At 58.3% G+C, this 24,632-nt stretch carries 24 protein-coding genes, 5 tRNA genes and 1 riboswitch; of the genes, 9 read left to right on the top strand and 20 right to left on the bottom strand.

The genetic code is table 11. The annotated features are described in order from the left end of the window. The first annotated feature begins 13 nt into the window (after positions 1 to 13). From flgA to M0814_RS08600, 4 genes are all read left to right on the top strand, one after another. Positions 14 to 775: a flagellar basal body P-ring formation chaperone FlgA gene (gene flgA, locus M0814_RS08615; RefSeq protein ID WP_080593261.1), complete on the top strand. Its 762-nt coding sequence runs from the start codon at positions 14 to 16 to the stop codon at positions 773 to 775. 159 nt (positions 776 to 934) lie between these two features. Continuing rightward, positions 935 to 1,261: a flagellar biosynthesis anti-sigma factor FlgM gene (gene flgM / locus M0814_RS08610; protein ID WP_003227226.1), complete on the top strand. Its 327-nt coding sequence runs from the start codon at positions 935 to 937 to the stop codon at positions 1,259 to 1,261. A 48-nt stretch (positions 1,262 to 1,309) separates the two neighbouring features. Further along, positions 1,310 to 1,777, top strand: a complete 468-nt coding sequence (locus M0814_RS08605) for a flagellar protein FlgN (protein WP_025112926.1) — start codon at positions 1,310 to 1,312, stop codon at positions 1,775 to 1,777. A 92-nt stretch (positions 1,778 to 1,869) separates the two neighbouring features. Continuing rightward, the gene (locus tag M0814_RS08600; RefSeq protein ID WP_003227230.1) at positions 1,870 to 2,616 is read left to right on the top strand and encodes a flagellar brake protein; all 747 of its coding nucleotides are present in this window, start codon (positions 1,870 to 1,872) and stop codon (positions 2,614 to 2,616) included. A 233-nt stretch (positions 2,617 to 2,849) separates the two neighbouring features. On the opposite strand, the gene M0814_RS08595 is transcribed toward M0814_RS08600, so the two are convergent. The 7 genes from M0814_RS08595 to M0814_RS08565 all read right to left on the bottom strand — a co-directional run bounded on the left by M0814_RS08595 (position 2,850) and on the right by M0814_RS08565 (position 10,064). Beyond that, positions 2,850 to 4,232: an MFS transporter gene (locus M0814_RS08595; protein WP_103486418.1), complete on the bottom strand. Its 1,383-nt coding sequence runs from the start codon at positions 4,230 to 4,232 to the stop codon at positions 2,850 to 2,852. Between the two features lie 69 nt (positions 4,233 to 4,301). Then, complete coding sequence (locus M0814_RS08590) at positions 4,302 to 5,543, bottom strand: glutamine synthetase family protein (RefSeq protein WP_177434694.1); 1,242 nt, start codon at positions 5,541 to 5,543, stop codon at positions 4,302 to 4,304. A 200-nt stretch (positions 5,544 to 5,743) separates the two neighbouring features. Then, on the bottom strand, positions 5,744 to 6,436 hold the full coding sequence (locus tag M0814_RS08585; RefSeq protein WP_103486420.1) for a HAMP domain-containing sensor histidine kinase: 693 nt from the start codon (positions 6,434 to 6,436) through the stop codon (positions 5,744 to 5,746). Next, a complete protein-coding gene (locus M0814_RS08580) occupies positions 6,433 to 8,037 on the bottom strand; it encodes a tetratricopeptide repeat-containing response regulator (RefSeq protein ID WP_103486421.1) in 1,605 nt (534 codons plus the stop codon). Before M0814_RS08580 ends, M0814_RS08585 begins: the two co-directional genes overlap by 4 nt. Before the next feature lie 976 nt (positions 8,038 to 9,013). Beyond that, positions 9,014 to 9,364 carry a hypothetical protein gene (locus tag M0814_RS08575; RefSeq protein WP_103486423.1) on the bottom strand — a complete coding sequence of 117 codons (351 nt, stop codon included), beginning with the start codon at positions 9,362 to 9,364 and terminating at the stop codon, positions 9,014 to 9,016. Further along, the gene (locus tag M0814_RS08570) at positions 9,361 to 9,906 is read right to left on the bottom strand and encodes a hypothetical protein (RefSeq protein ID WP_146774676.1); all 546 of its coding nucleotides are present in this window, start codon (positions 9,904 to 9,906) and stop codon (positions 9,361 to 9,363) included. Before M0814_RS08570 ends, M0814_RS08575 begins: the two co-directional genes overlap by 4 nt. 81 nt (positions 9,907 to 9,987) lie before the next feature. Further along, positions 9,988 to 10,064: transfer RNA gene (locus M0814_RS08565), tRNA-Arg, on the bottom strand. 294 nt (positions 10,065 to 10,358) lie between these two features. Between M0814_RS08565 and M0814_RS08560 the strand changes: the two genes are divergently transcribed. After that, positions 10,359 to 10,589, top strand: coding sequence for a hypothetical protein (locus tag M0814_RS08560; protein WP_003227247.1), 231 nt, complete (start codon positions 10,359 to 10,361; stop codon positions 10,587 to 10,589). Positions 10,590 to 10,609: 20 nt separating this feature from the next. Continuing rightward, the gene (locus M0814_RS08555; RefSeq protein WP_003227249.1) at positions 10,610 to 10,789 is read left to right on the top strand and encodes a PA3371 family protein; all 180 of its coding nucleotides are present in this window, start codon (positions 10,610 to 10,612) and stop codon (positions 10,787 to 10,789) included. On the opposite strand, the gene phnN is transcribed toward M0814_RS08555, so the two are convergent. After that, positions 10,764 to 11,333 carry a phosphonate metabolism protein/1,5-bisphosphokinase (PRPP-forming) PhnN gene (gene phnN, locus M0814_RS08550; protein ID WP_103486426.1) on the bottom strand — a complete coding sequence of 190 codons (570 nt, stop codon included), beginning with the start codon at positions 11,331 to 11,333 and terminating at the stop codon, positions 10,764 to 10,766. The two genes, M0814_RS08555 and phnN, sit on opposite strands and share 26 nt — an antisense overlap. Positions 11,334 to 11,722: 389 nt before the next feature. On the opposite strand from phnN, the gene M0814_RS08545 reads away from it, so the two are divergent. Continuing rightward, on the top strand, positions 11,723 to 12,049 hold the full coding sequence (locus M0814_RS08545) for an Arc family DNA-binding protein (RefSeq protein WP_003178899.1): 327 nt from the start codon (positions 11,723 to 11,725) through the stop codon (positions 12,047 to 12,049). 222 nt (positions 12,050 to 12,271) lie between these two features. Here the strand turns inward: M0814_RS08545 and mgtE are convergent, their stop codons facing one another. Beyond that, the gene (gene mgtE / locus M0814_RS08540; protein WP_003227256.1) at positions 12,272 to 13,714 is read right to left on the bottom strand and encodes a magnesium transporter; all 1,443 of its coding nucleotides are present in this window, start codon (positions 13,712 to 13,714) and stop codon (positions 12,272 to 12,274) included. Between the two features lie 321 nt (positions 13,715 to 14,035). On the opposite strand from mgtE, the gene M0814_RS08535 reads away from it, so the two are divergent. Continuing rightward, the gene (locus M0814_RS08535) at positions 14,036 to 14,554 is read left to right on the top strand and encodes a cell envelope protein SmpA (protein WP_103486427.1); all 519 of its coding nucleotides are present in this window, start codon (positions 14,036 to 14,038) and stop codon (positions 14,552 to 14,554) included. 18 nt (positions 14,555 to 14,572) lie between these two features. Here M0814_RS08535 and M0814_RS08530 read toward each other — a convergent pair. From M0814_RS08530 to ltaE, 8 genes are all read right to left on the bottom strand, one after another. Continuing rightward, positions 14,573 to 14,649, bottom strand: a tRNA-Arg gene (locus M0814_RS08530). A 72-nt stretch (positions 14,650 to 14,721) separates the two neighbouring features. Next, positions 14,722 to 14,798, bottom strand: a tRNA-Arg gene (locus M0814_RS08525). Between the two features lie 71 nt (positions 14,799 to 14,869). Continuing rightward, positions 14,870 to 14,946: transfer RNA gene (locus M0814_RS08520), tRNA-Arg, on the bottom strand. 107 nt (positions 14,947 to 15,053) lie between these two features. Continuing rightward, positions 15,054 to 15,144, bottom strand: a tRNA-Ser gene (locus M0814_RS08515). A gap of 62 nt (positions 15,145 to 15,206) precedes the next feature. Next, the gene (gene csrA / locus M0814_RS08510) at positions 15,207 to 15,395 is read right to left on the bottom strand and encodes a carbon storage regulator CsrA (RefSeq protein WP_002554426.1); all 189 of its coding nucleotides are present in this window, start codon (positions 15,393 to 15,395) and stop codon (positions 15,207 to 15,209) included. A 187-nt stretch (positions 15,396 to 15,582) separates the two neighbouring features. Beyond that, positions 15,583 to 16,824 (bottom strand): aspartate kinase, encoded by a 1,242-nt coding sequence (locus tag M0814_RS08505; protein ID WP_003227260.1) that lies wholly within the window; start codon positions 16,822 to 16,824, stop codon positions 15,583 to 15,585. 90 nt (positions 16,825 to 16,914) lie between these two features. Then, positions 16,915 to 19,533 (bottom strand): alanine--tRNA ligase, encoded by a 2,619-nt coding sequence (gene alaS, locus M0814_RS08500; protein WP_103485845.1) that lies wholly within the window; start codon positions 19,531 to 19,533, stop codon positions 16,915 to 16,917. A gap of 146 nt (positions 19,534 to 19,679) precedes the next feature. Then, positions 19,680 to 20,684, bottom strand: coding sequence for a low-specificity L-threonine aldolase (gene ltaE / locus M0814_RS08495; RefSeq protein WP_103485846.1), 1,005 nt, complete (start codon positions 20,682 to 20,684; stop codon positions 19,680 to 19,682). Between the two features lie 290 nt (positions 20,685 to 20,974). Beyond that, positions 20,975 to 21,145, top strand: a riboswitch (FMN riboswitch). Positions 21,146 to 21,246: 101 nt separating this feature from the next. On the opposite strand from ltaE, the gene M0814_RS08490 reads away from it, so the two are divergent. Further along, entirely contained in the window at positions 21,247 to 21,756 is a 510-nt protein-coding gene (locus M0814_RS08490) for a 6,7-dimethyl-8-ribityllumazine synthase (protein WP_103485847.1), read from the top strand. Between the two features lie 151 nt (positions 21,757 to 21,907). Here the strand turns inward: M0814_RS08490 and astE are convergent, their stop codons facing one another. Genes astE through astB form a run of 3 tightly spaced genes read right to left on the bottom strand, consistent with a single transcriptional unit; the run spans position 21,908 to position 24,625 of the window. Beyond that, positions 21,908 to 22,918: a succinylglutamate desuccinylase gene (gene astE, locus M0814_RS08485; protein ID WP_103485848.1), complete on the bottom strand. Its 1,011-nt coding sequence runs from the start codon at positions 22,916 to 22,918 to the stop codon at positions 21,908 to 21,910. Between the two features lie 12 nt (positions 22,919 to 22,930). Next, complete coding sequence (locus tag M0814_RS08480; RefSeq protein WP_003227270.1) at positions 22,931 to 23,221, bottom strand: hypothetical protein; 291 nt, start codon at positions 23,219 to 23,221, stop codon at positions 22,931 to 22,933. Between the two features lie 57 nt (positions 23,222 to 23,278). Next, positions 23,279 to 24,625, bottom strand: coding sequence for an N-succinylarginine dihydrolase (gene astB / locus M0814_RS08475; protein ID WP_103485849.1), 1,347 nt, complete (start codon positions 24,623 to 24,625; stop codon positions 23,279 to 23,281). Positions 24,626 to 24,632 lie beyond the last annotated feature (7 nt).

Genomic DNA, 24,632 nt, shown 5'->3' with positions numbered 1-24,632 from the left:
CTTTTTAACTCGTATGAACGCTCAAACGACATTTTTCCGACGCCTGACCTCCCGCACCCGCAAAGCGTTGTGCGCGACGTCTGCCGTCTGCTTGTTTTTCGCTGGCAGCCCTGCCGGTGCTGATACGGTTACCTTGCCTGACATGCTTATCGGCGTCACTCAGGGCTTTCTTGAGTTCACCGTAGAAGACTATCTGGCTACCAGTCAAACCGAAGGCCGCTACGAAATCGAGGTCAACCAGCTCGATCCACGTATGCGCATGCCTATGTGCGACAAGGAATTGACAGCGTCGCTGGAGAGTCCGGCACGTCCGCTGGGCCGGGTCACGGTCAAGGTCCGTTGCGAGGGAAGCTCGCCCTGGACGGTGTTCGTGCCCGCTCAAGTCCGCCTGTTTCGCGAGATTGTCACCACCACCCGACCGCTCAAACGCGCAGGGATTATCGAGCCGCAGGACGTGACCTTGCGTGAACGCGACGTCAGCCAGATCAATCAGGGTTTCCTGACGTCGGTGGATGAAGCCATCGGGCAAAAATTAACCCGACCAACGGTCGCCGATCAGGTCATTACTCTGGTGCATCTGGAACAGGCTGAAGTGGTGCGCAAGGGCGATCAGGTGGTCATCATCGCCCGCAGCGGTACGCTCGCCGTACGCATGCCCGGCGAAGCCCTGGCCAATGGCGGCCTGAAGGAACAGATCCGGGTGAAAAACCTGAACTCCAACCGGGTGATCAAGGCGCAGGTCATCGCGCCGGGCCAAGTGGAAGTGGCCATGTAAAACGCTCACGCAGAAAACTGGCGCCGGCCTCGACGCTTCCCTAAACTGTGCCGAAGCAGGACACGCTTCGACGCATGCAGCTCATTGCAAATGAGCCTAAAGTTTTCCAGGGGATGGCCGAGAACATGGCAAGCGTCCAAATTCCCAGAGGTTTTTAACATGGTCATCGATTTCAGCCGTTTGAACAGCTCCTCGTCACTTACGGGCAGTACACGTACCAGCAACGCCAAGGAAACCGCCGATACCGGCACCTCCGCGCCGCTGAATACCCCGGCCGAAACGGCCAGTACCGTAAAAAGCGGGGAATCGGTACACCTCAGCAATGAGGCTCAACAGTTGCAGAAGGTCACTGACAAGCTGCGCGATCAGCCTGCCGTCGACAAAGCCCGAGTGGCCGAGTTGAAAGCAGCGATTGCCGATGGCAGCTATAAAGTCGACAGCAACCGTGTAGCCAGCAAACTGCTCAACTTCGAAGCCCAGCGCTAGGCTTTTGCCGGCGCCAGGCTTTTGGACGCTTAGAACCCAAGGCCAGCCATGCACGACACTAATTTATTGCAACTGATCACCGACGACTTTGCTCCAGCTCAACAATTGCTGGAGTTATTGCAAACCGAGTCCCTCGCCTTGCACGGTCGCGACATGCCCTTGCTCGAAGATATTCTGGCGCGCAAACAGGCATTGATCATTCTGCTTGAACAGCATGGCCGCAAGCGCAGCGAAATCCTCGCCAGCCTCAATTTGCCGCTCGATCGTCAGGGCCTGGAGCAACTGGCCAGCCAGTCGAGCATTGGCGATCAGTTGCTGTCCCAGAGCGACGTACTGACAGACCTGATTGCCCAGTGCCAGGCGGCCAATGTCAAAAACGGTCAGTCGATCCAGATTCAGCAGGCCACCACGGCCAATCAGCTGAAAATTCTCACCGGGGGCGAGCCACCAGCGTTGTATGACGCCACAGGCACTTTCGCCAAGCCCACCAAGCCGCGTACGCTCAGCCAGGCGTGAGCCATTCGATGTGCCTGCACTATCAACCCGCGAAACATGCTGGCAAAATGCTGGCTAGTCGTAGTCAAATTTTGTCTGGAGATTGAGAAAACGTGCCAAACGCCCTAAGCGCGGATGATACTCCGCAGCCACCAAAGGTGCTGACCACGCCCCTGGAAATCTCCAGCAACCTGCGCCAGCTGCAAGAAAGCCACGATCCGCTGATCATCACCTTTCACGAGCGCAGTCAGCGCTTCCAGAGCTACCTGATCAAGGTTGACCGGGAAACCGCGACGATTGCCCTGGACGAGATGATCCCGCGCGATGGCGAGCGTTTTCTGCTGGCCGGCGAACCGTTCAAGGTCGAAGGCTTCCACGAAGGCGTGCGCATCGCCTGGGAATGCAACGGCACGCTGAACATTGAAGAATCCGAAGGCGACCGCTTCTACACCGGCGAACTGCCGACCGAAGTGGTTTACCACCAGCGCCGCAACGCTTTTCGCGCGGCCCTGAAACTGACCGATCTGGTCAGCGTTGAACTCGGCGGCGAAAAGCTCAAGGCACCGATCAACGGTAAACTGCTGGATATTTCCGCCACCGGTTGCAAGCTGCGCTTTGAAGGCGACATCACCGACCGCCTGCAACTGGGCCAGGTTTATGACCGCATGATCGCCACCCCGCTGTTCGGCAATCAGCCGACTTCGGTCGAACTGCGATATCTGCACTTCGAAGAAAAGCTCAACATCACCTTCGCCGGCCTGCGTTTCCACAACATCAGTGGTCAGGCGGCGCGCAACGTCGAGCGCTTCGTTTATCAACTGCAGCGTGAAGCACGCCGGTTCGATAAAGACGATCTGTGATTCGTACAGGCAAATAGAAAGGGCAGCCCCTCACGGGACTGCCCTTTTTTTATGCCAAAAATCTTTCTGCCAGCAACGGACACCCGTGGCGAGGGAGCTTGCTCCCGCTGGGGCGCGACGCGCACCCCCCACCCTTTATCTGGCAAGCGGGGCCTGCTGCGCAGTCCAGCGGGAGCAAGCTCCCTCGCCACAGTTACAGTGTCTGCCTCTGAACAGCCTTACCCTCACCCGACTCAGGGTCTGGCCCCACTGATGTCCGGTGTCGGTTTATCGCCGCCATCAGCCAGATCAGTTTCCACCGCTGCTTCAGGCTCAACCTCGGGTTCTGGCTCCGGCTCTGGCTCCGGCGTAACCGTGGTCTGCATCTGCTCCTGCACCACCTGCTCATCCACCCGCGGGTCGAGCGCTGCCACCAGCGGCGAACTCGACATGCTGTCCGGCATCGCCACGTGATGCAGAGGTGCGTCGTCGACCTGATGCAGATTGGTCACGGCTTTCGGGCGAATGCGCCACACCAGCACCAGTGCAAAGAAGCTGAAGAACGCGTACAGACTCTGACTGCCGAACAGCTTCATCAGCACACCCGCCAGCAGCGGGCCGATACTCGCGCCGACACCGTAGGTCACCAGCAGCATCGCCGTCAGCGACACCCGGCGATCGCCCTCGACGTGGTCGTTGGAGAACGCCACCGCCAGCGGATACAGGCAGAACTGCACCAGCGAACAGAGGAAGCCAACCACAAACAGCACCTCCAGCGGCACCTGCGGCAGGATCGCCAACGGCAACGCCGCCACCGCCAGGAACCCGGCAAAGCAACGGATCAGCAGCGCCCGGTCATAACGGTCGGACAACCAGCCCAACGGCCACTGCACCAGCAGTCCGGCAAAAATGCAGCTACCCATGAACAGACCAACCTGCTCGGTCGACAGCCCCTGCTGCGACGCATACAGCGGCGCCAGACCGTAGAACGAGCCGATGATCAGACCGGCCCCCAGCACCGTGCTCAACGACTGCGGCACCCGCTTGATAAAGAAGCGCGGCTCCATCGGTGCCGGATGCAGTGGCGCCGGGTGGATCCGTCGAGTCAGCGCCACCGGCACCAGACACAAGGCAAAACACAGCGCGACCAGCATCAGCAGTTCCAGGCCGAGGCCCGGGTGCATGACCAGAATCAGCTGACCCAGCACCAGCCCCAGATACGAAGCGATCATGTAACCGCTGAACACCAGGCCGCGCTGGTTGGCGTCGGCCTGCTCGTTGAGCCAGCTCTCGATCACCATGTATTGGCACATCATGCCCAGACCGACGATGGTCCGCAGCACCAGCCATGCCGGCAGCCAGTCGACCAGACCATGTCCGAGCACCGCCGCGCCGACGATCCCGGCACACGCCGAGTACGCCCGAATGTGTCCGACCCTGGCGATCAGTCGGTGACCAATCTTGCCGCCCAGCACCAGTCCAAAATAGTTGGCCGCCATCAGCGCACCGACCCACAGCCCATCGACATGGTCAGCGGCCAGGCGCAATGCCAGATAAGTAGATAGAAGGCCCGAGCCGATCAACATCATCAGCGAGGCGAAATACAGCGCTCGAAAGGATTTCCAGATTTGGCGCATCGGCGTTCCGAGCGGCTCCTTGCAGTAAGTATCGGGCTATCCAAACGATAGCCCGATGACGACAGTTCGTCAGGCCTGGGCTGCTAGAACACGCCGTTCCCAGGGAGTGATTTCATCAAAGAAGCTGGTCAACTCCATGGTCTTCGAAGCGATGTAGCCTTCGATGAACTCCTGTCCGAACAGTTCCCTGGCCAATTGGCTACGTTTCAGACGCTCGAGCGCGGCATGCAAGGTACACGGCAACGAAAGATTGTCCGGCACTTCGAATTCGCCCTGAATCGCAGCGCTCGGCTCCAGCTCATGCTCGATCCCATGCAAGCCCGCGGCCAGGCTCGCGGCAATCGCCAGATATGGATTGGCATCGGCGCCAGGCAAACGGTTTTCGACCCGCCGGGCCAGCGGCGAACTGGCCGGAATCCGCAGTCCTGCCGCGCGATTGTCGTGGGACCAGCAGGCATTGTTCGGTGAAGCATACGGGTGACACAGACGCTGATAGGAGTTCACGTTCGGTGCAAACAGTGCGGTGAAATCAGCCATGCCCGCCTGCTGCCCGCCGATGAAATGGCGGAACATTGCGGTCGGCTGGCCGCTCTCGTCGCTGAACACGTTGTTGCCAGTGGCGATCTCGACGATGCTCTGGTGAATGTGCATCGAACTGCCCGGCGTGTGTGCCAGCGGCTTGGCCATGCACACCACGCTCAGACCATGCTTGAGCGCGACTTCCTTGAGCAGGTGTTTGAACAGGAAAGTCTGGTCGGCCAGCAACAGCGGATCACCGTGCAGCAAGTTGATCTCGAACTGGCTGACGCCCATTTCATGCATGAAGGTATCGCGCGGCAGACCGAGGGCCGCCATGCATTTATAGACTTCGCTGAAAAACGGCCGCAGACCATTGTTGGAACTGACGCTGAACGCCGACTGACCATCCTCGCGGCGTCCATCCAGGCCTACCGGCGGACGGAACGGCTGAGTCGGATCGGTGTTCGGGGCGAAGACAAAAAATTCCAGCTCGGTCGCCACCACCGGCGCCAGACCGCGCGCGGCGTAACGGGCGATGACTTTTTTGAGTTGGCCGCGGGTCGACAGATTGGAGCTTTCGCCGCTCAGTTCGTCGGCATCGCAGATGGCCAGCGCACGTGGCTCGTCGCTCCATGGCAGAGGGTGAATCATGCTCGGCTCGGCCACCAGTGCCAGGTCGCCGTCATCGCTGCCGTAAAACCGCGCCGGCGGATAACCGCCCATGATGCATTGCAGCAGCACCCCCCGTGCCATCTGCAAACGCCGCCCTTCGAGGAAACCCTCGGCGGTCATCACTTTGCCGCGCGGCACGCCGTTCAAATCCGGCGTGACACATTCAATCTCATCAATGCCGGTCAGTCGCTGTGCGAGTGAACGCTGGCCATCGGTTGTCATGACGCAATCCTTGTTATTGTGCGAGCCGCGAACGGCGACCCGTACAAAATAGGCTCCGGCTGTTCGGAATATCAAGCAGCGTCAAACAAAAACCCGGGTCACGGCAGATAAAGGCTGAACACCCCGCCACCCAGTGCTCCGCCATTGCGAATTTCGGTGTGCCCGACCACGCCATTGCGCTGATGCAACGCGGCAATCCGGTTGGCGAAATACAGACCCAACCCGGTGCTGCCACTGCTGTGATTGATGCCCTGCACGTAATCGGCCTGCCGCTCGAGCATCTCGGTCGGGTAGCCGTCGCCGTCATCGTTGATGCTCAACACCAGTTGCCCGGCCTCGTCGCTGACGGTAATCAGCAGCGACTCGCGGGCATAACGGATGGCGTTGTTGATGCAGTTGCCCAGCACCGACGCAACCAATTCGCGATCAAAGAAACCCAACGGGCTCAGCGGATCGACTTCATAGGTGGCGATGATCCCGCGACTGGCGAACACCTCTTGGTGCGATGCCAGTTGCGCCTCGATGAAATCATCAAGTTCGTGATACGCCGGTTGCAGCGGCATCTGGTTGACGCCGAGCTTGTACAGCCCGAGCAACTGCACCAGCATGCCGTTGAGGTGGGCGAACTCGAAATCGATCACACCCTGCTCCGCCCCACCGCGCTGCCCTTCAGGCAACCGCGCCAGCCACTGGCTGTGGGCCTGCATCAGCATCGCCAGCGAGTTTTTCATATCGTGAACGGTGGAGGCGATCACCGTGGAGAAATCCAGCGCCTGTTCGTCTTGGTTCATTCGCCAAACGCCTTGCTTTTCAGCTTCTGATAACGCGCATAACGCGCGTCGGTGTCGGGCATCAGGCCGACCATTTTCAGGCAGGCCCGACATTCTTCCAGCTCCGTCGACGGCACACTGGTGTCGGTGCCGTGCAGCAGCGACTGGGCCATGTTCAGCGCGATACTGATGTTCTTCGGTTGCAGCTTCAGCGCCTTGCGGAACACCTCGCGGGCCTCCACCAGATTGCCGGTCTTGTACACGCGCACGCCCTGACGGTTGAGGTCGGCGGCGGCGTTGCTCGAACTGAGAATAGTCGGGTCATCGGTGAGCTTGGCGATGTCTTTCATCACCGCCGGATCGTCGCCGTAAATCTCCGCGCAGCTCTTGAGCATCGAAGTGCCCGCCTCGGCCTGACCGAGCATCTGCAACTGCTTGGCGACCAGCAACGCCGCCTCGGGACTCATGAACTGCTCCATGCCGTCGAGGCGCATCAGCGCTTGCTCGGTGAGCTTGTCGGCGGTCTCGGCATCGTTGAGCAGCAGACTGGTGGCCTTCATCAAGCGCGCACGAATCTGCAGGCCCGGGTCAGACGGGTTCTCTTTGGCGACGGCGCTGAGCGTGGTGTTGATCTCCAGCCGCGTGCGCGTGTCGAGACCGCGCTCACTGCCCTTGCTGATCAAGGCATGGGCCAGGCCGAGGTTGCTTTCCGGGTCCTTGAACCGCGACTGCGCGCCCTGCGCCACGGCCTGACGATAGGCCCGGGACGCGGTGTCAAAGTCTTCGTTGGCCATCGCCAGTTTGCCGAGCAACGCCTGCCGGCGCACCGCCAGCGGCGACAAACGAATGGCCTCCTCCAGCACCCGCTGCGCGCCTTTGGTATCGCCCTCGGCGACCAGCACATCGGCCATGCCGTCATACAGCGCCGGCATCATCGGAAACACCTTGAGCGCTTTTTCGTAGACACCCTTGGCCTGCGCCACTTGCCCACGCTTGAACAACAACTTGCCCAGCCCGGCAAACGCCCACGGCAACGGCCGGTCAGCGATGATGCTGTCGTAAAGGCGTTCAAGCGCTTCGTTCTGATTCATGTCACGCAGCGCATCGGCGCGATAACGCAGGCACAGCGGCGAATAACGGATGTCCTGCTTGCACAGCGCAATGCAGGCATTGAGCACCTCGACCGGTTTACCGCGATCAAGGGCTTGCAGAATCGGTTTGAGCAACGTCTTGCGCTGCTCCAGACGCTCCAGGCGCTGCGCCAGGCCGGAGCGGTTGAACGGCTTGGTCAGGTAGGCATCCGGCTCATGCTCCAGGGCACTGAGCACCATCGCCTGACTGGTCTCGGCCGTCACCATGACAAACACCGCTTCATGGCTGATGAGCTTTTCCGACATCAAGTCTTCCAGCACCTGCTGGCCGTTCTTCTTGCCGTCACCGAGGTGGAAATCCTGCAGGATGAAGTCATAAGACTTCTGCGCACACATCTTCAGCGCCTGCTCGCCGGTATCGGCGGTATCCACGTCCTTGACCCCCAGCTCGCGCAGCATCGAGCGTACGGAACTGCGGAAATCCGAGAAATCATCGACGATCAGAAAACTCTTTTGGTGATACGACAGCATCGAGGATTTCCAGGCAATTGAAGTAGGTGAACCGGGGGCGTTTTCACAGGCGCGCAGATGATAGCTGGAGGCCAAATGCTATCAAGCGATTTCGCGCGAGTCTGAGGTCGCCGAATGAGTTATCGGCAAGGAGTGGGGTTCTCTGAAGTGGAGGGGTTCAAGATTCCTTGTGGAGATGTTCAACCCTAAGGCACCGAGCTAAAAGCAGAGTACATCGACCGAAAACGCAGTGCCTTAAACGTTCGGCATCGCCAAGAACACCACAGCCGGCGATAGCCCGGGACCAATCTGCGTTGGTTGCCGCCAATGGAGTGGCACAATCCTCTCGGCCTCGATCTACGCTGGAGACATGATGTAGGAAAGAACACGATGATTCTCTGGTAGCGTCAGCCAAGAAAGCAAACCCATGAGGAGACATGAAATGCCTAAAATCAAGATTTTCGCATCACTTGTTAACGGAGATATGTGGGATCCGCTAGACGAGGAAGCGACATGTGAGGATGCTGTAGAACTGATATGCGGGGACGATATGCGACCACCTCCGACAAGCGTCGTAATTAAGGTCACTACAGAGTCCGGCAAAGTGGTTGAGTTGTGGATTCCTAACTCAAGCAGTGGAAAAACCAGCGTACGGATCGACGGGAAGGCCGTGTAAGCAAAACAGCCTGGTTGGAGCTTCCATGACCAAAATCGTCACGGTAAACGTTCGACTACCCCGATTAATGGAGGTTGGGGAGTATCGAAAGCTGAGGTATGCAGGGAGTAAGCCGAGCCTTCAATTGCTCAAGAAGTGGATCGAAGAAGGTGAGATCGTTGGAGAGATCGTCGGAGGTATGCCGTGAATTTGCAGGCTGCGGTAATAGGATCAAACGATCCGCTACTGAAGAAAATGTTATCCCTAGACTAACGCCAGCAGCCAAATAGTATTTTAGATGGCATATCTAGGGTCACAATACCAACCCACTCCTTTAAATGCTCAAAATTTCGGGTCCAGAAAAAATAGTATGTCGTCCAATGCGCTCTCAACACCCATCGCGCTTCGCCTAGCGCCCTCGTAGAGATCCCTCATTTTATTGAAAGGATTTTCCAGGACAGACCGAAGATCTGGATCCGAAACCTCCTCGACAATGTCTCCCAAATCATTAAGTATTTGAAGCACATAATCGACTTCAAAAGTACTTGCTGTCTTCGGATACAGTCGAATTGAATACCTTGGAAAGGACGCCTGAAACATATCGGATTTTTCTGTTTGAGCCCACTGTAGAGAACCTGACTCAGTTTGTACCGCCAGTGTTTCAACTAGCTTCGCAATTTTTGGATAACTCATAATTCATCGCCTTTGGTAATCTCAGACTTTACTCGGACGAGAAGCTCTTGAATGGCTTCAGAATGTTTAGACACTAGAGAATTCATCTTAGCCGCTGATACCGCGCCGCCTGCTTCAAGAGCTTTCTCAACCAAACGCTCGAGCGCTGAAAACTGAACAATCGCGCTCTGAATACAGCCTTGGTCGGCATCACTCAACAAAGGATTTGATGAGCGAATGCTCACGAGAAACCTCCGCAATTGAGAATACCTATCGGGTAGTAGATGAAGGCTCGGCGAGCGGTGCATACGCTTTATTTCATCCATGATGGCCAGCGCGCTGGAAAAGTCAGCTACCGTGTCTCCCTTTCGCAAATCACCCCTCATGCTTTCTACGGCAGCAGAGGCATGGGCGGCAGCTGCCTTAGCTTTTAGCGAGGTTTTGATTGTGACAAAGAACCCTACGAAAGATATCAGCAAGCCAAGCAAACCCGCATAGTCCCCGATGCGATTGGTTTCCAAGAAACTATTGATCTGGGCAAAATCCATTGTTTTCAGTTCCAAACATAGTCGTGTTAGCTGTTGGTAGCTTGCTGATACAAACAACAACCGAAAAAACCGAATCCCTTCAAAGCCTCTAAAATATGGTGTCCCAGGGCAGGTTCGAACTGCCAACCTTCCCCTTAGGAGGGGGATGCTCTATCCAATTGAGCTACTGGGACACTGAGTTGTCACGGCCGGACACGGCGCGACGGACGGCGTGCATGTTAACGGCCGGCCCTTGATTTGTCATGTCGTCCGTGGGCTTTTTAAGTGTAGGCAGGCGCCTTGCAATGCTGCGGGAAGATTTACCGTGCAATTTGCACTCCCCCAAAAAGCCATCATTGCAGATTGCAACCCGCGCCTTATGAAAAACCCTTCCAAATGCTTGTTTTTAAAGGACTTCACAGCGGTTAGACTGTTGGCACGACGGCTGCTATGTCTGTTCTCATAACAGAACAAACGGAGTCCGCCCCATGAACAGCACTCTCCTGCTCGCAAACGCAATCGCACTGGCGGTTTTGGTTGGCTTTCATTTTGTCCCCGAGAGTGCTGAACCGGTTGCTCAGCGTATGCCGCATTACTTGCAGGTGCAGAAAGCGCCGCAGTGGGCGGTACTGAGCGATCAGAGCGACTTCGCGGCGCAGGCGGTCAATGAGCCTGAGCAAGCACTGCCGACGCGCGACACCGAACGTCTGGTTTTTTGAAATATCTTCAGGAGTACAGCATGTCCAAATCAGCCGCAGGGTTTCTGATCCTCGCCTTATTGAGTGGCGTTGTGCATTTTTCGCTGTTCGAGGAAACCGCAGTCACCCTTCCCCTGATTGGCTGCGGCGTATTTGCAGTGTTGTTTGTGCTGGCTCTGGTGGCCGGGCGCAAGATCAAATTTGATCCGGTGCTGCGTTAAGCCGGATCAAGTTCAGCAATTGCTTAACGGCGTCCGCCAGGTCGCCTGAGTTGTCGATCAGATGCACGGGCAAATCAGTTGCCCTTCTGTCCTTGAACAGCGCATTGCGCGCCAGCCTCGCATCAATCTGCTCAGGCGTCTCCCGACCACGCCTGAGCAGGCGTTCACGCAAGACCTCGTCCTTGACCGTCAGCAGCACCGGCAGCAGTGTCGGGTAGCGTTCAAGCGCCAGACGCAGGTTGGCGCGTGAGCCGTTCACCAGTACGCGTCGCCCGGCACGCAACCATTCGTCCATTTCTGCCGGGATGCCATAAGCCAGCCCATTGGCGTGCCAGGCCAGCGAGAAGCCCCCGGCTTGCTGGCGTCGCTCGAACTCTTCGGGCGTTACGCCGATAGCGTCCTCACCCACGGATTCCGCTGATCGGGTAATTACTCGACGCATGACTTCGCAGTTCAACTCGCGCAAAGGCTCACGCGCGGCCTCGATCAGGCTGTCCTTGCCTGAACCGGAGGGCCCCATCAGATAAATAAGCTTGCCATCCATCCTGAAAACGCCCTCCGGCCGGTGTTTGCCCCTAGTAAATCGGCAAATTGCCACTATCCTGTACAGGTAAGGAACAAGGATCGAAAGCCGCATAGCATGCACGTTCTGACGTCTTTGGACATCAACAGATGTGCACCCGGAAGCGGTCATTGATGCGGACCAAGGCAAAGTTTTCAAACCAGTCCGCATTTCTGATAATTGGTGCTGGCATTACGCCTTTACCCAGCTCAATATTTGTCACAGAATTGACGCCAATGATCTGGCAATTTTGAGGCATGATGCGGGCCTCTTAACAATTCAGGTTGAACCATTTGGCGCGGATGCTTGTCCTACCACACATCCTGCGGCCAATCCCGAGAACCGCTCCCCTGAACTAACCGGTTAAATATATGCGCCCATTGAAACAGGCAATTTATTCCAGCCGTACGGCTGACAAGTTCGTCGTACGTCTGCCAGACGGGATGCGTGAACGCATTGCCGAGGTGGCTCGCAATCATCATCGCAGCATGAACTCCGAAATCATTGCGCGCCTTGAGCAGAGTCTTATTCAGGAAGGTGCACTGGGCGAAGAGTTGAGCATGCGCCTGGACAGCCCTGAGCTTTCGCTGCACGAGCGTGAGCTGCTGCAACGCTTCCGTCAGCTGTCGCACCGTCAACAGAACGCCCTGGTGTCGCTGATCGCTCACGACGCCGAAATGGCCGCAGACGCGTCCTGAGCCACACCGAACATCTCAAGCCAGCATAAGTGCTGGCTTTTTTTTGCCCGAATGTTAATCACGACAATCCGAGGTAGACCTGTAATGAGGGGATTATCCCCGATGGTACCAAGGCCTCTCCTGGGGCCGCTGCGCAACCCATCGGGGATAAATCCCCTCGCCACAGATAAATACACAGGCACAAAAAAGCCCGCCAATTGGCGGGCTTTTGCATTGCGCGAATCAGAGCAGGAAGATCGTCGCCAACCCCAGAAAGATGAAGAAGCCACCGCTGTCGGTCATGGCCGTGATCATCACACTGGCGCCCATTGCCGGGTCGCGGCCCATCTTCGCCAGCGTCATCGGGATCAGCACCCCCATCAACGCTGCGAGCAGCAAATTGAGGGTCATCGCCGCCGTCATTACCACGCCCAGCGACCAACTGCCGTAGAGCAAGTAAGCGACCACACCGATCACCCCGCCCCAGACCAGACCGTTGATCAACGCCACCGCCAGCTCCTTGCGCATCAAGCGCGAGGTGTTGCCCGTGCTGACCTGGTCGAGCGCCATGGCGCGCACGATCATGGTGATCGTCTGGTTACCGGAGTTACCGCCAATACCCGCCACGATCGGCATCAATGCCGCCAGCGCCACCAGCTTCTCGATCGAGCCCTCAAACAGGCCGATCACCCGCGAAGCGACAAAGGCAGTGATCAGGTTGATTGCCAGCCACGCCCAGCGGTTGCGCAGGGATTTCCAGACGGAGGCGAAGATGTCTTCCTCTTCGCGCAGACCCGCCATGTTGAGGACTTCGCTTTCGCTCTCCTCACGAATCAGGTCGACCATTTCGTCAATGGTCAGACGGCCGATCAGCTTGCCGTTCTTGTCGACCACCGGGGCCGAGATCAAGTCGTAACGTTCGAACGCCTGAGCAGCGTCATAGGCGTCTTCGTCCGGGTGAAAACTCACCGGATCGCTGGCCATGACTTCAGAAACCTGTTTGTCCGGATCGTTGACCAGCAGACGCTTGATCGGCAGCACACCCTTGAGCACGCCGTCGTAATCAACCACGAACAGTTTATCGGTGTGCCCCGGCAGCTCCTTGAGACGGCGCAGGTAACGCAGAACCACTTCGAGACTGACATCCTCACGGATAGTCACCATCTCGAAGTCCATCAGCGCACCGACCTGCTCCTCGTCATAGGACAGGGCCGAACGCACGCGCTCGCGTTGTTGCTGGTCTAGCGTCTCCATCAGCTCATGGACGACGTCTCGCGGCAGCTCGGAGGCCAGGTCAGCAAGTTCGTCGGCGTCCATGTCCTTGGCCGCAGCCAGGAGCTCGTGATCGTCCATGTCGGCGATCAGCGTTTCACGAACGGAGTCGGATACTTCGAGAAGAATATCGCCGTCGCGATCAGCCTTGACCAGTTGCCAGAGCGTCAGACGGTCGTCCAGCGGCAAGGCTTCAAGGATGTAGGCAACGTCGGCGGAGTGCAGATCATCGAGCTTGCGTTGCAGCTCGACGAGGTTCTGCCGGTGAACCAGGTTCTCGACCCGGTCGTGATGCGCGCCTTCCTGGCGATGAGTCAGGTCTTCGACGACCTTCTGGCGCTGCAGCAGCTCAACGACCTGAGCCAGGCGATCCTGCAGGCTTTCCTGTGTTTTCTTTACTTCGATTTCGGACATAGGCGAACTCCACTCCCAGCAGCGGGGCACGCCGGAAGGATCAATCAGTCAATTCATGATTGGTGAAACGGGTTACTGAGTAACTACTGGGTAAGTCCATGGAGGTTTTCCATAAGCCCCGGCGGGGCTGACGGGCGCAATGATACACCGCCTGACGGTTTTAAACGTTAAAAAATCGCGGTCGAAACAAGCGCTTGCGCGACAAAGCTGAGCACTGTCCTGACCCGTGCAGATGCGACGACTCATCTTGAAAAGAAAACACACCGGCACTGAAAAATGTAGCGACTACCCTTGAGCGTAGATCGTCATGGAGGACGTCGAATGCTATCCAGAACATTCCGTTTTGTAGTCGCCAGCCTGCTCTGCCTGCCGCCCGCCGGGGTTGCCAACACTCTTCACCGATGCGAAGCACCCGACGGCGGCATCACCTTCACCACCCTGAGTTGCGCGAACGATGAGCAGCGCTCGCTGCAGCAAGTCAAGCCCTACTCACCCGGATCTGTCGTGCCGATCATGCCGGAACACAACCACGAAGAAATATCCGGTATGACAATCAGGGGACGTGAACCAGGCATCGTTGGCCGCCCGGAGGACAAATGCGGCAACCTGATCAATGCCAGGCAGCGCCGCGCAGCGATCATCAATCAACGAGTGATTGCCGGCATGAGCCAACAGGATGTTGAAAGCGCTCTGGGCAAACCGGACAAGGTGAATATTCGAACGTCGACGACGAGCTATCGATACGACCTGAAACGAGGCCGCAGTGCTCAAGTCGATTTTGATGAGAAGGGATGCGTGAAAGGAAAAGCCAAATCGCAGACAACAAAAAGCCCGCGTTAAACGCGGGCTTCTTGAATATGGTGCACTCGACAGGATTCGAACCTGTGACCGCTCGGTTCGTAGCCGAGTACTCTATCCAGCTGAGCTACGAGTGCATTTTGTGTTTTTAGACCAGACCACAACTGGTTGAAGCCGAGTTGCCTGTATTGCTACAAACGACTCTTAAATGGCGCACTCGACAGGATTCGAACCTGTGACCGCTCGGTTCGTAGCCGAGTACTCTATCCAGCTGAGCTACGAGTGCATTTGTGTTTTTAAACCAGACCACAACTGGCTGAAGCCGAGTTCTTTATATCGCTATAAACAACTCTTAAATGGTGCACTCGACAGGATTCGAACCTGTGACCGCTCGGTTCGTAGCCGAGTACTCTATCCAGCTGAGCTACGAGTGCATTTGTTGCGCCGCATTATAGCCCGTCTAATCTCTATTCCAACCACTTTTTCTAATAAATTCAACAACTTACAGAAAAAGCCAGATTACAACGTACTAAGCAAATAATGGCGGAGAACGGGGGATTCGAACCCCCGACACCCTTTTGAGGTGTACTCCCTTAGCAGGGGAGCGCCTTCGGCCACTCGGCCAGCTCTCCGCAACACGGGGCGTATATTAACCACCTTCTTCCCCGTTTGCAAACATAAAAATCGATAAAAATTAATGGCTTGGTTCTTCGTCCTTCTCTTTCTTTATACGCAGGTAAATTTCCTCACGGTGCACGGCAACCTCTTTCGGGGCGTTGACGCCGATACGCACTTGATTTCCTTTGACGCCGAGCACGGTCACGGTGATTTCGCCATCACCGATAATCAGGCTTTCTGCGCACCGACGAGTCAGAATCAGCATACCTTTCTCCTCACGCATTTCATTTCAGGGACAACAGTCTGCAAAAAAAAGGCACCCGACCTACAACCGGAGCGATCGTAGCCCTACATGCCTGAGTATTGACCAGCGCGAGCAAAAGAACAGTTCAGGGGCTCGCGCCATTCAAAAATAAAGGGCGCGGTCAGACCGCGCCCTTCAGGTGACCGGATTACTCGCCCTGACGGGCCGGAGCGTCCAGTTCGAAAGCCGTGTGCAGAGCGCGCACAGCCAGTTCCAGGTACTTCTCTTCGATCACCACGGAAACCTTGATTTCCGACGTCGAGATCATCTGGATGTTGATGCTTTCCTTGGCCAGGGATTCGAACATGCGGCTGGCCACGCCTGCGTGAGAACGCATGCCGACGCCGACGATCGAGACCTTGGCAATCTTGGTGTCGCCCACCACTTCCCGGGCACCGATCTCGCGAGCGGTGTTTTCCAGCACGGTCTGTGCGGCCTGGTAGTCGTTGCGGTGCACGGTGAAGGTGAAGTCGGTGGTGTTATCGTGCGCAACGTTCTGCACGATCATGTCGACTTCGATGTTCGCGGCACTGATCGGGCCGAGAATCTTGAACGCCACGCCCGGGGTGTCTGGCACGCCACGGATGGTCAGCTTGGCTTCATCGCGGTTGAAAGCGATGCCGGAAATGATCGGCTGTTCCATGGTTTCCTCTTCATCAATAGTAATGAGGGTGCCCGGACCCTCCTTGAAGCTGTGCAGTACGCGCAGCGGAACGTTGTACTTGCCGGCGAATTCCACCGCGCGGATCTGCAGCACCTTGGAACCGAGGCTGGCCATTTCCAGCATCTCTTCGAAGGTGATCTTGTCCAGACGCTGGGCGACCGGCACCACACGCGGGTCAGTGGTGTAGACACCATCGACGTCGGTGTAGATCTGGCACTCGTCAGCCTTCAATGCCGCCGCCAGTGCCACGCCCGTGGTGTCGGAACCGCCACGACCGAGGGTGGTGATGTTGCCGTGCTCGTCGACGCCCTGGAAACCGGCGACAACCACCACGCGACCTGCTTTCAGATCACCGCGAATCTTCTGGTCATCAATCTGCAAGATACGCGCTTTATTGTGCGCACTGTCCGTCAGGATCCGCACCTGATTACCGGTGTACGACACCGCCGGCACACCGCGCTTGATCAGCGCCATGGCCAACAGGGCAATCGTCACCTGCTCACCGGTGGAGACGATCACGTCCAGTTCACGCGGAACCGGTTGCGCGTCGCCACTGATTTGCTTGGCCAGATCGATCAGACGGTTGGTTTCGCCGCTCATTGCAGACAGCACAACCACCAGGTCATCGCCGGCATCGCGGAATTTCTTAACCTTGTCGGCGACCTGCTCGATTCTCTCGACAGTACCGACCGAGGTGCCTCCAAATTTCTGTACGATCAAAGCCATTTCAAAGCCGCCTCTGCCCATGAAGGGCGCCCAATAATCACTCGAACAGCCGCCGGGCCCGCCACTAGACTGCGGGCCCGACGGGCCGTCTTATAAACCCTGCTCGACGAATGGAACGGTCAGCGCCAGTGCGCCATCCAGTGCGCCGGCGTCGACACCGCCGCCCTGCGCCATGTCCGGACGACCACCGCCCTTCCCGCCCACTGCCGCAGCAGCCTGTTTCATCAAATCACCGGCTTTGAGTTGGCCAGTCAGGTCCTTGGTTACACCTGCAACCAGTACGACCTTTTCCTCATGGACACTGCCGAGCAGGATCACTGCGCGGCCGAGTTTGTTTTTCAGCTGATCGACCAGCGCCAGCAGCGCCTTGCCATCCTGACCATCCAGACGTGCAGCCAGAACCTTCACGCCCTTGACGTCGACTGCCGAGTTCGACAGATCGTCGCCTGCGGCGCTGGCAGCCTTGGCCTGCAACTGCTCGAGTTGCTTTTCCAGCGCGCGGTTGCGCTCCAGCACGGCCGACAGCTTGTCGATCAGATTGTCGCGGCTGCCCTTGACCAGGTTGGCCGCTTCCTTGAGTTGTTCTTCAGCAGCGTTCAAGTAGGCCAGTGCCGCAGCACCGGTGACTGCCTCGATACGACGCACGCCCGATGCCACACCGCCTTCGCTGATGATTTTCAGCAGGCCGATGTCGCCGGTACGGTTGGCGTGGATACCACCACACAGCTCGACAGAGAAATCGCCGCCCATGCTCAGCACGCGCACGTTGTCGCCGTACTTCTCGCCGAACAGCGCCATCGCGCCTTTCTGCTTGGCGGTTTCGATGTCGGTTTCTTCGGTTTCAACCGCGGAGTTCTTGCGGATCTCGGCGTTGACGATGTCTTCCAGCGCTTTGATCTGCTCCGGCTTGATCGCTTCAAAGTGGCTGAAGTCGAAGCGCAGACGCTGGCTATCCACCAACGAACCTTTCTGTTGCACGTGCTCGCCCAACACCTGACGCAATGCAGCGTGCAGCAAGTGGGTGGCCGAGTGGTTCAGCGAGGTCGCGTGACGCACTTCGGCATCCACGTGAGTTTCCACCGGAGCGCCAATGGTCAGGCTGCCGGAATCCAGCACGCCGTGGTGCAGGAATGCGCCGCCGGTCTTGGTGGTGTCACGGACGTCGAAACGCGCGTTGCCCGCCTGCAGGAAACCGCAGTCGCCGATCTGGCCGCCGGATTCAGCGTAGAACGGCGTCTGATTCAGCACGATCACCGCCTCTTCGCCTTCACTCAAGACGTCGACCGACTGGCCATCTTTATAGATAGCGACGATTTTTGCCGAACCGCTGGTGTCGGTGTAACCGGTGAACTCGGTGGCCACATCAACCTTGACCAGCGTGTTGTAGTCCAGACCGAACGAACTGGCCGAACGCGCACGCACACGCTGAGCTTCCATTTCACGCTCGAAGCCGACTTCGTCGACCGTCAGGCCGCGCTCGCGAGCGATGTCGGCGGTCAGGTCCATCGGGAAACCGTAGGTGTCGTAGAGTTTGAACACCACGTCGCCCGGCACCACGGTACCTTTGAGTTCCAGCAGATCCTGTTCGAGGATCTTCAGACCGTGCTCCAGGGTCTTGGAGAACTGTTCTTCCTCGGCCTTCAGTACGCGCTCGATGTTGCTCTGCTGCTTCTTCAGTTCCGGGAAGGCTTCGCCCATCTCGGCGACCAGCGCCGCCACGATCTTGTAGAAGAAGCTGCCGGTGGCGCCCAGCTTGTTACCGTGACGGCAGGCGCGACGAATGATCCGGCGCAGCACGTAGCCGCGGCCTTCGTTGGACGGCAGTACGCCGTCGGCGATCAGGAAACCGCACGAACGGATGTGGTCGGACACCACTTTCAGCGACGACTGATCGCCATTTTCGCAGCCGATGGCTTCGGCCGAGGCTTTGAGCAGGTTCTTGAACAGGTCGATGTCGTAGTTGGAATTGACGTGCTGCATCACCGCACTGATCCGCTCCAGGCCCATGCCGGTGTCGACCGACGGCGCTGGCAACGGATGCAACACGCCATCGGCGGTGCGGTTGAACTGCATGAACACGTTGTTCCAGATCTCGATGTAACGGTCGCCGTCTTCTTCCGGCGAACCCGGTGGGCCGCCCCAGATGTGGTCGCCGTGATCGTAGAAAATCTCGGTGCATGGGCCGCACGGGCCGGTATCGCCCATGGTCCAGAAGTTGTCGGAGGCGTAAGGCGCGCCTTTGTTGTCGCCGATGCGGATCATGCGCTCGACCGGCACGCCGATCTGCTTGGTCCAGATGTCATACGCTTCGTCGTCGGAGGCGTAGACGGTGACCCAGAGTTTTTCCTTCGGCAGTTTCAGAACGCCGGTCAGGAAGGTCCAGGCGAAGGTAATCGCGTCGTGCTTGAAATAGTCACCGAAGCTGAAGTTACCGAGCATTTCGAAGAATGTGTGGTGACGAGCGGTATAACCGACGTTTTCCAGGTCACTGTTCTTGCCACCGGCACGCACGCACTTCTGGCTGCTGGTTGCGCGGGTGTACGCGCGCTTTTCCTGGCCCAGGAAGCAGTCCTTGAACTGGTTCATCCCCGCGTTGGTGAACAGCAGGGTTGGGTCGTTGCCCGGAATCAAAGAGCTGGAGGCTACACGGGTGTGGCCTTGCTCTTCGAAGAAGCGAAGGAAGGCTTCACGGATTTCTGCGCTTTTCATTAGGTTCTTCCACGGAGGCTGCGGCCAAAGGCCTGTACGAAACGTCAACAGACGAAACGACGGCAAAGGGCCGCATTATATCGGCCCTTCGCGTGGGGTACAGCGTGTTTATACGATAGTAACGGTCAATTGGGCGGCTAACGCTGTCACTTGCGCGAAAACTCGACGAATGTCGCGATCACTTGCTCGATTTGCGAGCGACTGACGTCCATGTGCGTGACCATGCGCAAGCGCGCCGCGGCGCTCAACTTGATCCCGCGTTCGGCGGCAAACGCCTTGAGCGCTTCAGCCTGATCACCCATTTGCACGTAAACCATGTTGGTCTGCACCGGCTCGACGCTGAACCCGGCTTCGCGCAAGCCTTCGGCCAAAAACTGTGCGTTGGCATGGTCATCCGCCAGGCGCTCGACGTGGTGATCCAGCGCATACAGCCCCGCCGCCGCGAGCAACCCGGCCTGACGCATGCCGCCGCCAACCATTTTGCGCAGACGCCGGGCCTTGCCGATCAGTTGCTCAGTGCCACACAGCACCGAACCGACCGGCGCGCCGAGGCCCTTGGACAGGCACACCGACACCGAATCGAAATGCCGAGTGATTTCCCGGGCATCCACCCCGAGCTTGACCGCCGCGTTGTAAAGCCGCGCGCCGTCCAGGTGCAACTGCAACCCATGGTCCTGAGTGAATTGGCGCGCCTGGGCCAGATACTCCAGCGGCAGCACCTTGCCTTGCATGGTGTTTTCCAGCGCCAGCAGACGGGTACGGGCGAAGTGAAAGTCGTCCGGCTTGATCGCTGCCGCCACGTGAGCCAGATCCAGCGAACCGTCGGCCTGCACTTCCAGCGGCTGCGGCTGGATCGAACCGAGCACCGCCGCGCCACCGCCCTCGTACTTATAAGTGTGCGCCTGCTGGCCGACGATGTACTCGTCGCCACGTTCGCAGTGCGCCATCAGGCCCAGCAGATTGCTCATGGTGCCGGTTGGCACGAACAGCGCGGCGGCAAAGCCCAGGCGTTTTGCCAGTTCCGCCTCCAGACGATTGACCGTCGGATCTTCGCCGTACACATCGTCACCGGTGGCCGCCGCAGTCATCGCGTCGAGCATGGCAGGAGTCGGTTGGGTGACGGTGTCGCTGCGAAGATCGATAACGCTCATGAACCTGGCCTCTGGTCAGCAGGGGAAATCCCTTTTCGAAGTTGAATTACTGCGGTCATGGCGCCGATTAATCAACCCTTGAGTGAGAAAAAGCACATTACTTATTGAAAGGACGCAACCCAATGTGGGAGCGGGCTTGCTCGCGAAAGCGGTGTGTCAACCAATCAATTTGCCGGCTGACACACCGCCTTCGTCGGAACGCCGCCCGGAGCAAGCCCGCTCCCACAGGTTCTGTGCAAGGCCGGAAAATCTGTGATAAAAACGCTGCGCCGCCCGAGAAAGGGCGGCAAAAACGTTCTCAGGGCGGGGTGTAATTCCCCACCGGCGGTAATTGCGCGCAATGCGCATAGCCCGCGAGCGCTTGGCGACGACACGGCATTGGCGGTGATCGGCGGCAAGGTCAGCAGACCCGGTGTGATTCCGGGGCCGACGGTCATAGTCCGGATGAAGAGAGAACGGGATTGACACCAAAGGGCCGCCCGCGCGCTTGTGTGCTCGTGCGTACCCTTGAATCCCTTTCGATTCATAACGCCCTGTTTTTCACACAAACAGGAGTCAGAACATGCAACCCACCGCTATCGACAGCAAAACCAAACACCCTCACGGCGAGCGCGTTGCGTTCATCCAGGCCTGCTGGCACAAGGAAATCGTCGACCAGAGCCGTAAAGGCTTCGTCGCCGAAATGCTGGCTCAGGGTTATCAGGAATCGGACATCGACTTTTTCGAAGTCGGCGGCGCCTTTGAAATGCCTCTGCAGGCCAAGTTGCTGGCCAAGACCGGTCGTTATGCCGGCATCGTCGCGGCTGCGCTGGTCGTGGACGGCGGCATCTACCGTCACGAATTCGTTGCCCAGTCCGTGGTCAGCGGCCTGATGCAGGTGCAACTGGAAACCGAAGTGCCAGTGTTCTCGGTGTCCCTGACCCCGCATCACTTCCATGCCGGTGAAGAACATCAGAAGTTCTTCTTCGAGCACTTCGTGCACAAGGGTCAGGAAGCGGCGCGGACTTGCGCGGACACGCTGCAGAAGGTTCGTGCGCTGCGTCGTACAGAGCCACGTGCTGTAGCGGTCTGAGTCTGTCTGGGTCGAGCGCGGCCCCAAACCTCACTCAAATCTAAAAGTGGGAGCGGGCTTGCTCGCGAAAGCGGTGTGTCAGTGACGAATTTGTGTACTGACACACCGCTTTCGCGAGCAACCCCGCTCCCACATGGGGTCTGAAGTGTTCTCAGGATAAGTGTTCGTCAGTGGTCGGCACGATCAGGATGCCGGCACGCAAGCCGTTCTTGACCTTGGGATTGGGGAAGATGATCCGCGCGCCCTCTTCCTCGATGATCCAGCGGGTATTGGCCAGATCTTCGGCCAGCACATAACCCACATCCAGCTCGGAAAAGTTTTCGATGTCCGCCGGCAGGTTCAGGCGGAACGCATCGCTGTGCTTGATGATTTCCCGGGCGACGCTGAACAGCTGCAAACCATCCAGACCTTCTGCAGCCAGATCCGGCTCATTGCCTTCGATGATCTGCTTCAGACGGGTTTCCAGACGTGAAACATCCACCCCTTCGTTCTGCCCGAACGGCCGCGCCTTGCCCAGCTCCAGGGTGAAGGACTCGGCCCCGAGCTTGTCGTAGGTGTAGGAACTGAAAACGATCGACGGTTTGTTCTGCAGCAGCACCGCCTCCATCCCGGCGGCACGCAGGCGCGCCAGTTCGCGGCGCGAATGCTGGCGACCTTCTTTCCACGGGTACAGGGCGAACTGCTCGATCTTCGAACCACGAATCGCCGTGTGCAGGTCATAGTGCAGGCGCTGACGATCCGGCAGGCTGAAGAAACTTGCCGCCAGCCGTTCCAGCTCACAGGCGCGAATGGCTTCGGAACCGCTGGTTTGTTCATGACGGCCGTTGAACAGCCGATTGACGTCCTGCTCGACGAAGCGCTCGCCTTTGCGAATCGCTTCCGGGTTGCCGAACAGGAACAGAATGCGTGCACGCGGCTTCAGATCGCCGCGAGCGATGTCATGCAGCAGCCGATCGAGCAACTCGATCGGCGCTGTTTCATTGCCGTGGATGCCTGCCGACAGCAGCAGGTCCAGGCCATTGTCGCGCGCTTCGGGTGGCCGGACTTCCAGCGCACCCTCGCTCAACCAGCGCATGCGTACGCCTTCGACAGTCAGTTGAGTCTTCTCCGCCGGTTCGCGGCCGGCGAGGGTCAGTTCAAGCAGTTTGCCGAGGGCGAGCATAGAGCGGTTTCCTTAGTGGTCGTGGTTGCAATCCGGGCCGTGCACATGTTCCTCGTCATCGCCGAGGTCAGCCGGTTCCATTTCCAGTTGCAGACTTACCAGATTAGTTGCCAATGGGCGCAGCAGCAGGTTGGCGTACTCTTCGTCACCTTCCTCGACGTCCACGCCGATCAGCAGTTGGCCACGGCCGTCCTGCTGGATCCACAGCTCTTTGCCTTGCCACATGACCGCGACGCGGGTGCACGAGGTTTGCAGTTGCGTGCCGTCGGTGTCTTCAAGGATCAGCTGCAGGGAATCGCTCATGTTTTTACTCTCTTGGGTAGACAAGCCGCGCGCCGCGTTCAGGCGACGCGCCGGCCATCAATTGATCTGGAATGGATAAACCGCGCCCAGTTTAAGGATTTGCGTCAGTTCATCCAGTGCCGTCCGGCATTCAAGCAGCAACTGCGGGTCCGCCAGATCGGTTTCGCTCAGGCGGTCGCGGTAGTGCTTTTCAACCCATGCGGTCAACGAACCGTACAACGGGGCAGTCATGATAACCCCTGGATTGACGGCCGCCAGCTCGGTTTCGTTGAGCGCAACGCGCAGTCGCAGGCACGCCGGGCCACCGCCGTTCTGCATGCTTTGCTTGAGGTCGAAGACTTTCACTTCGCGGATCAGGCCGCCGGAGCTGGTCAGACCTTGCAGGTAGTTCCACACGCGCTCGTTGCCCCGGCACTCTTCCGGCACGATCAGCAGCATCGAACCGTCAGGACGCGACAGCAACTGGCTGTTGAACAGGTAAGAGCGCACGGCGTCGTCGACGGTGACCGCCGAACGCGGCACACAGATCGACTGGAACTTGCCGCCGACTTTGGCCAGTTTGCGCTGCAACTCGGCCAGCATCTGCTCGGTGTCGAGGAACGCATCCTCGTGATAGAACAGCACCTCGCCGTTACCCACCGCGATCACGTCGTTGTGGAATACGCCCTGGTCGATCACCGCCGGGTTCTGCTGCGCGTAAACCACGCCTTCGTCACGCAGACCGTGCAGACGCGCCACCGCTTGCGAGGCTTCCAGGGTCTGACGCGCCGGGTACTTCTGTGGCGCCGGGTAACGGGTGTCGAACGCACTGCGACCGAACACGAAGAACTCGACACCGGCCTCGCCGTACTCACGGCAGAAACGCGTGTGGTTGGCCGCGCCTTCGTCACCGAACTGCGCAACGGCTGGCAGTGCGGCGTGATGGGCGAAGTGCTGCTGATCAGCAAACATCGCGCCGAGCACGCGGCTGGTGGTCGGGTGTTCGATGCTGCGGTGGTATTTGCAGTTGAGGTTGGCGGCGGTGAAATGCACGCGACCGTCAGCGGTGTCGGCACTCGGGCTGACGGTGGCGGCGTTGGCCACCCACATGCTCGATGCCGAGCAACTGGCAACCAGCAACGGCATGGCTTCCTTCGCGGCGCGCTCGATCACTTGCGCGTCGGTGCCGCTGAAACCCAGACGGCGCAAAGCGGCCACGTCCGGACGTTCCTGTGGCGCCAGCACGCCTTGCTGAAAGCCCATTTCCATCAGCGCTTTCATCTTCGCCAGGCCTTGCAGCGCCGCTTCCTTCGGATTCGAAGATTGCTGGCTGTTGCTCTGGGACGCAACGTTGCCGTAGGACAGACCACCGTAGTTATGGGTCGGCCCCACTAGACCGTCAAAATTGACTTCATAGGATTTCATCAGCGAG

This window comes from Pseudomonas sp. MWU12-2020, assembly GCF_023100605.1.
Lineage (GTDB): Bacteria > Pseudomonadota > Gammaproteobacteria > Pseudomonadales > Pseudomonadaceae > Aquipseudomonas > Aquipseudomonas fluorescens_H.
Note: the sequence above shows the minus strand (reverse complement) of the source record. Positions and strands in the feature narration are given on the sequence as shown.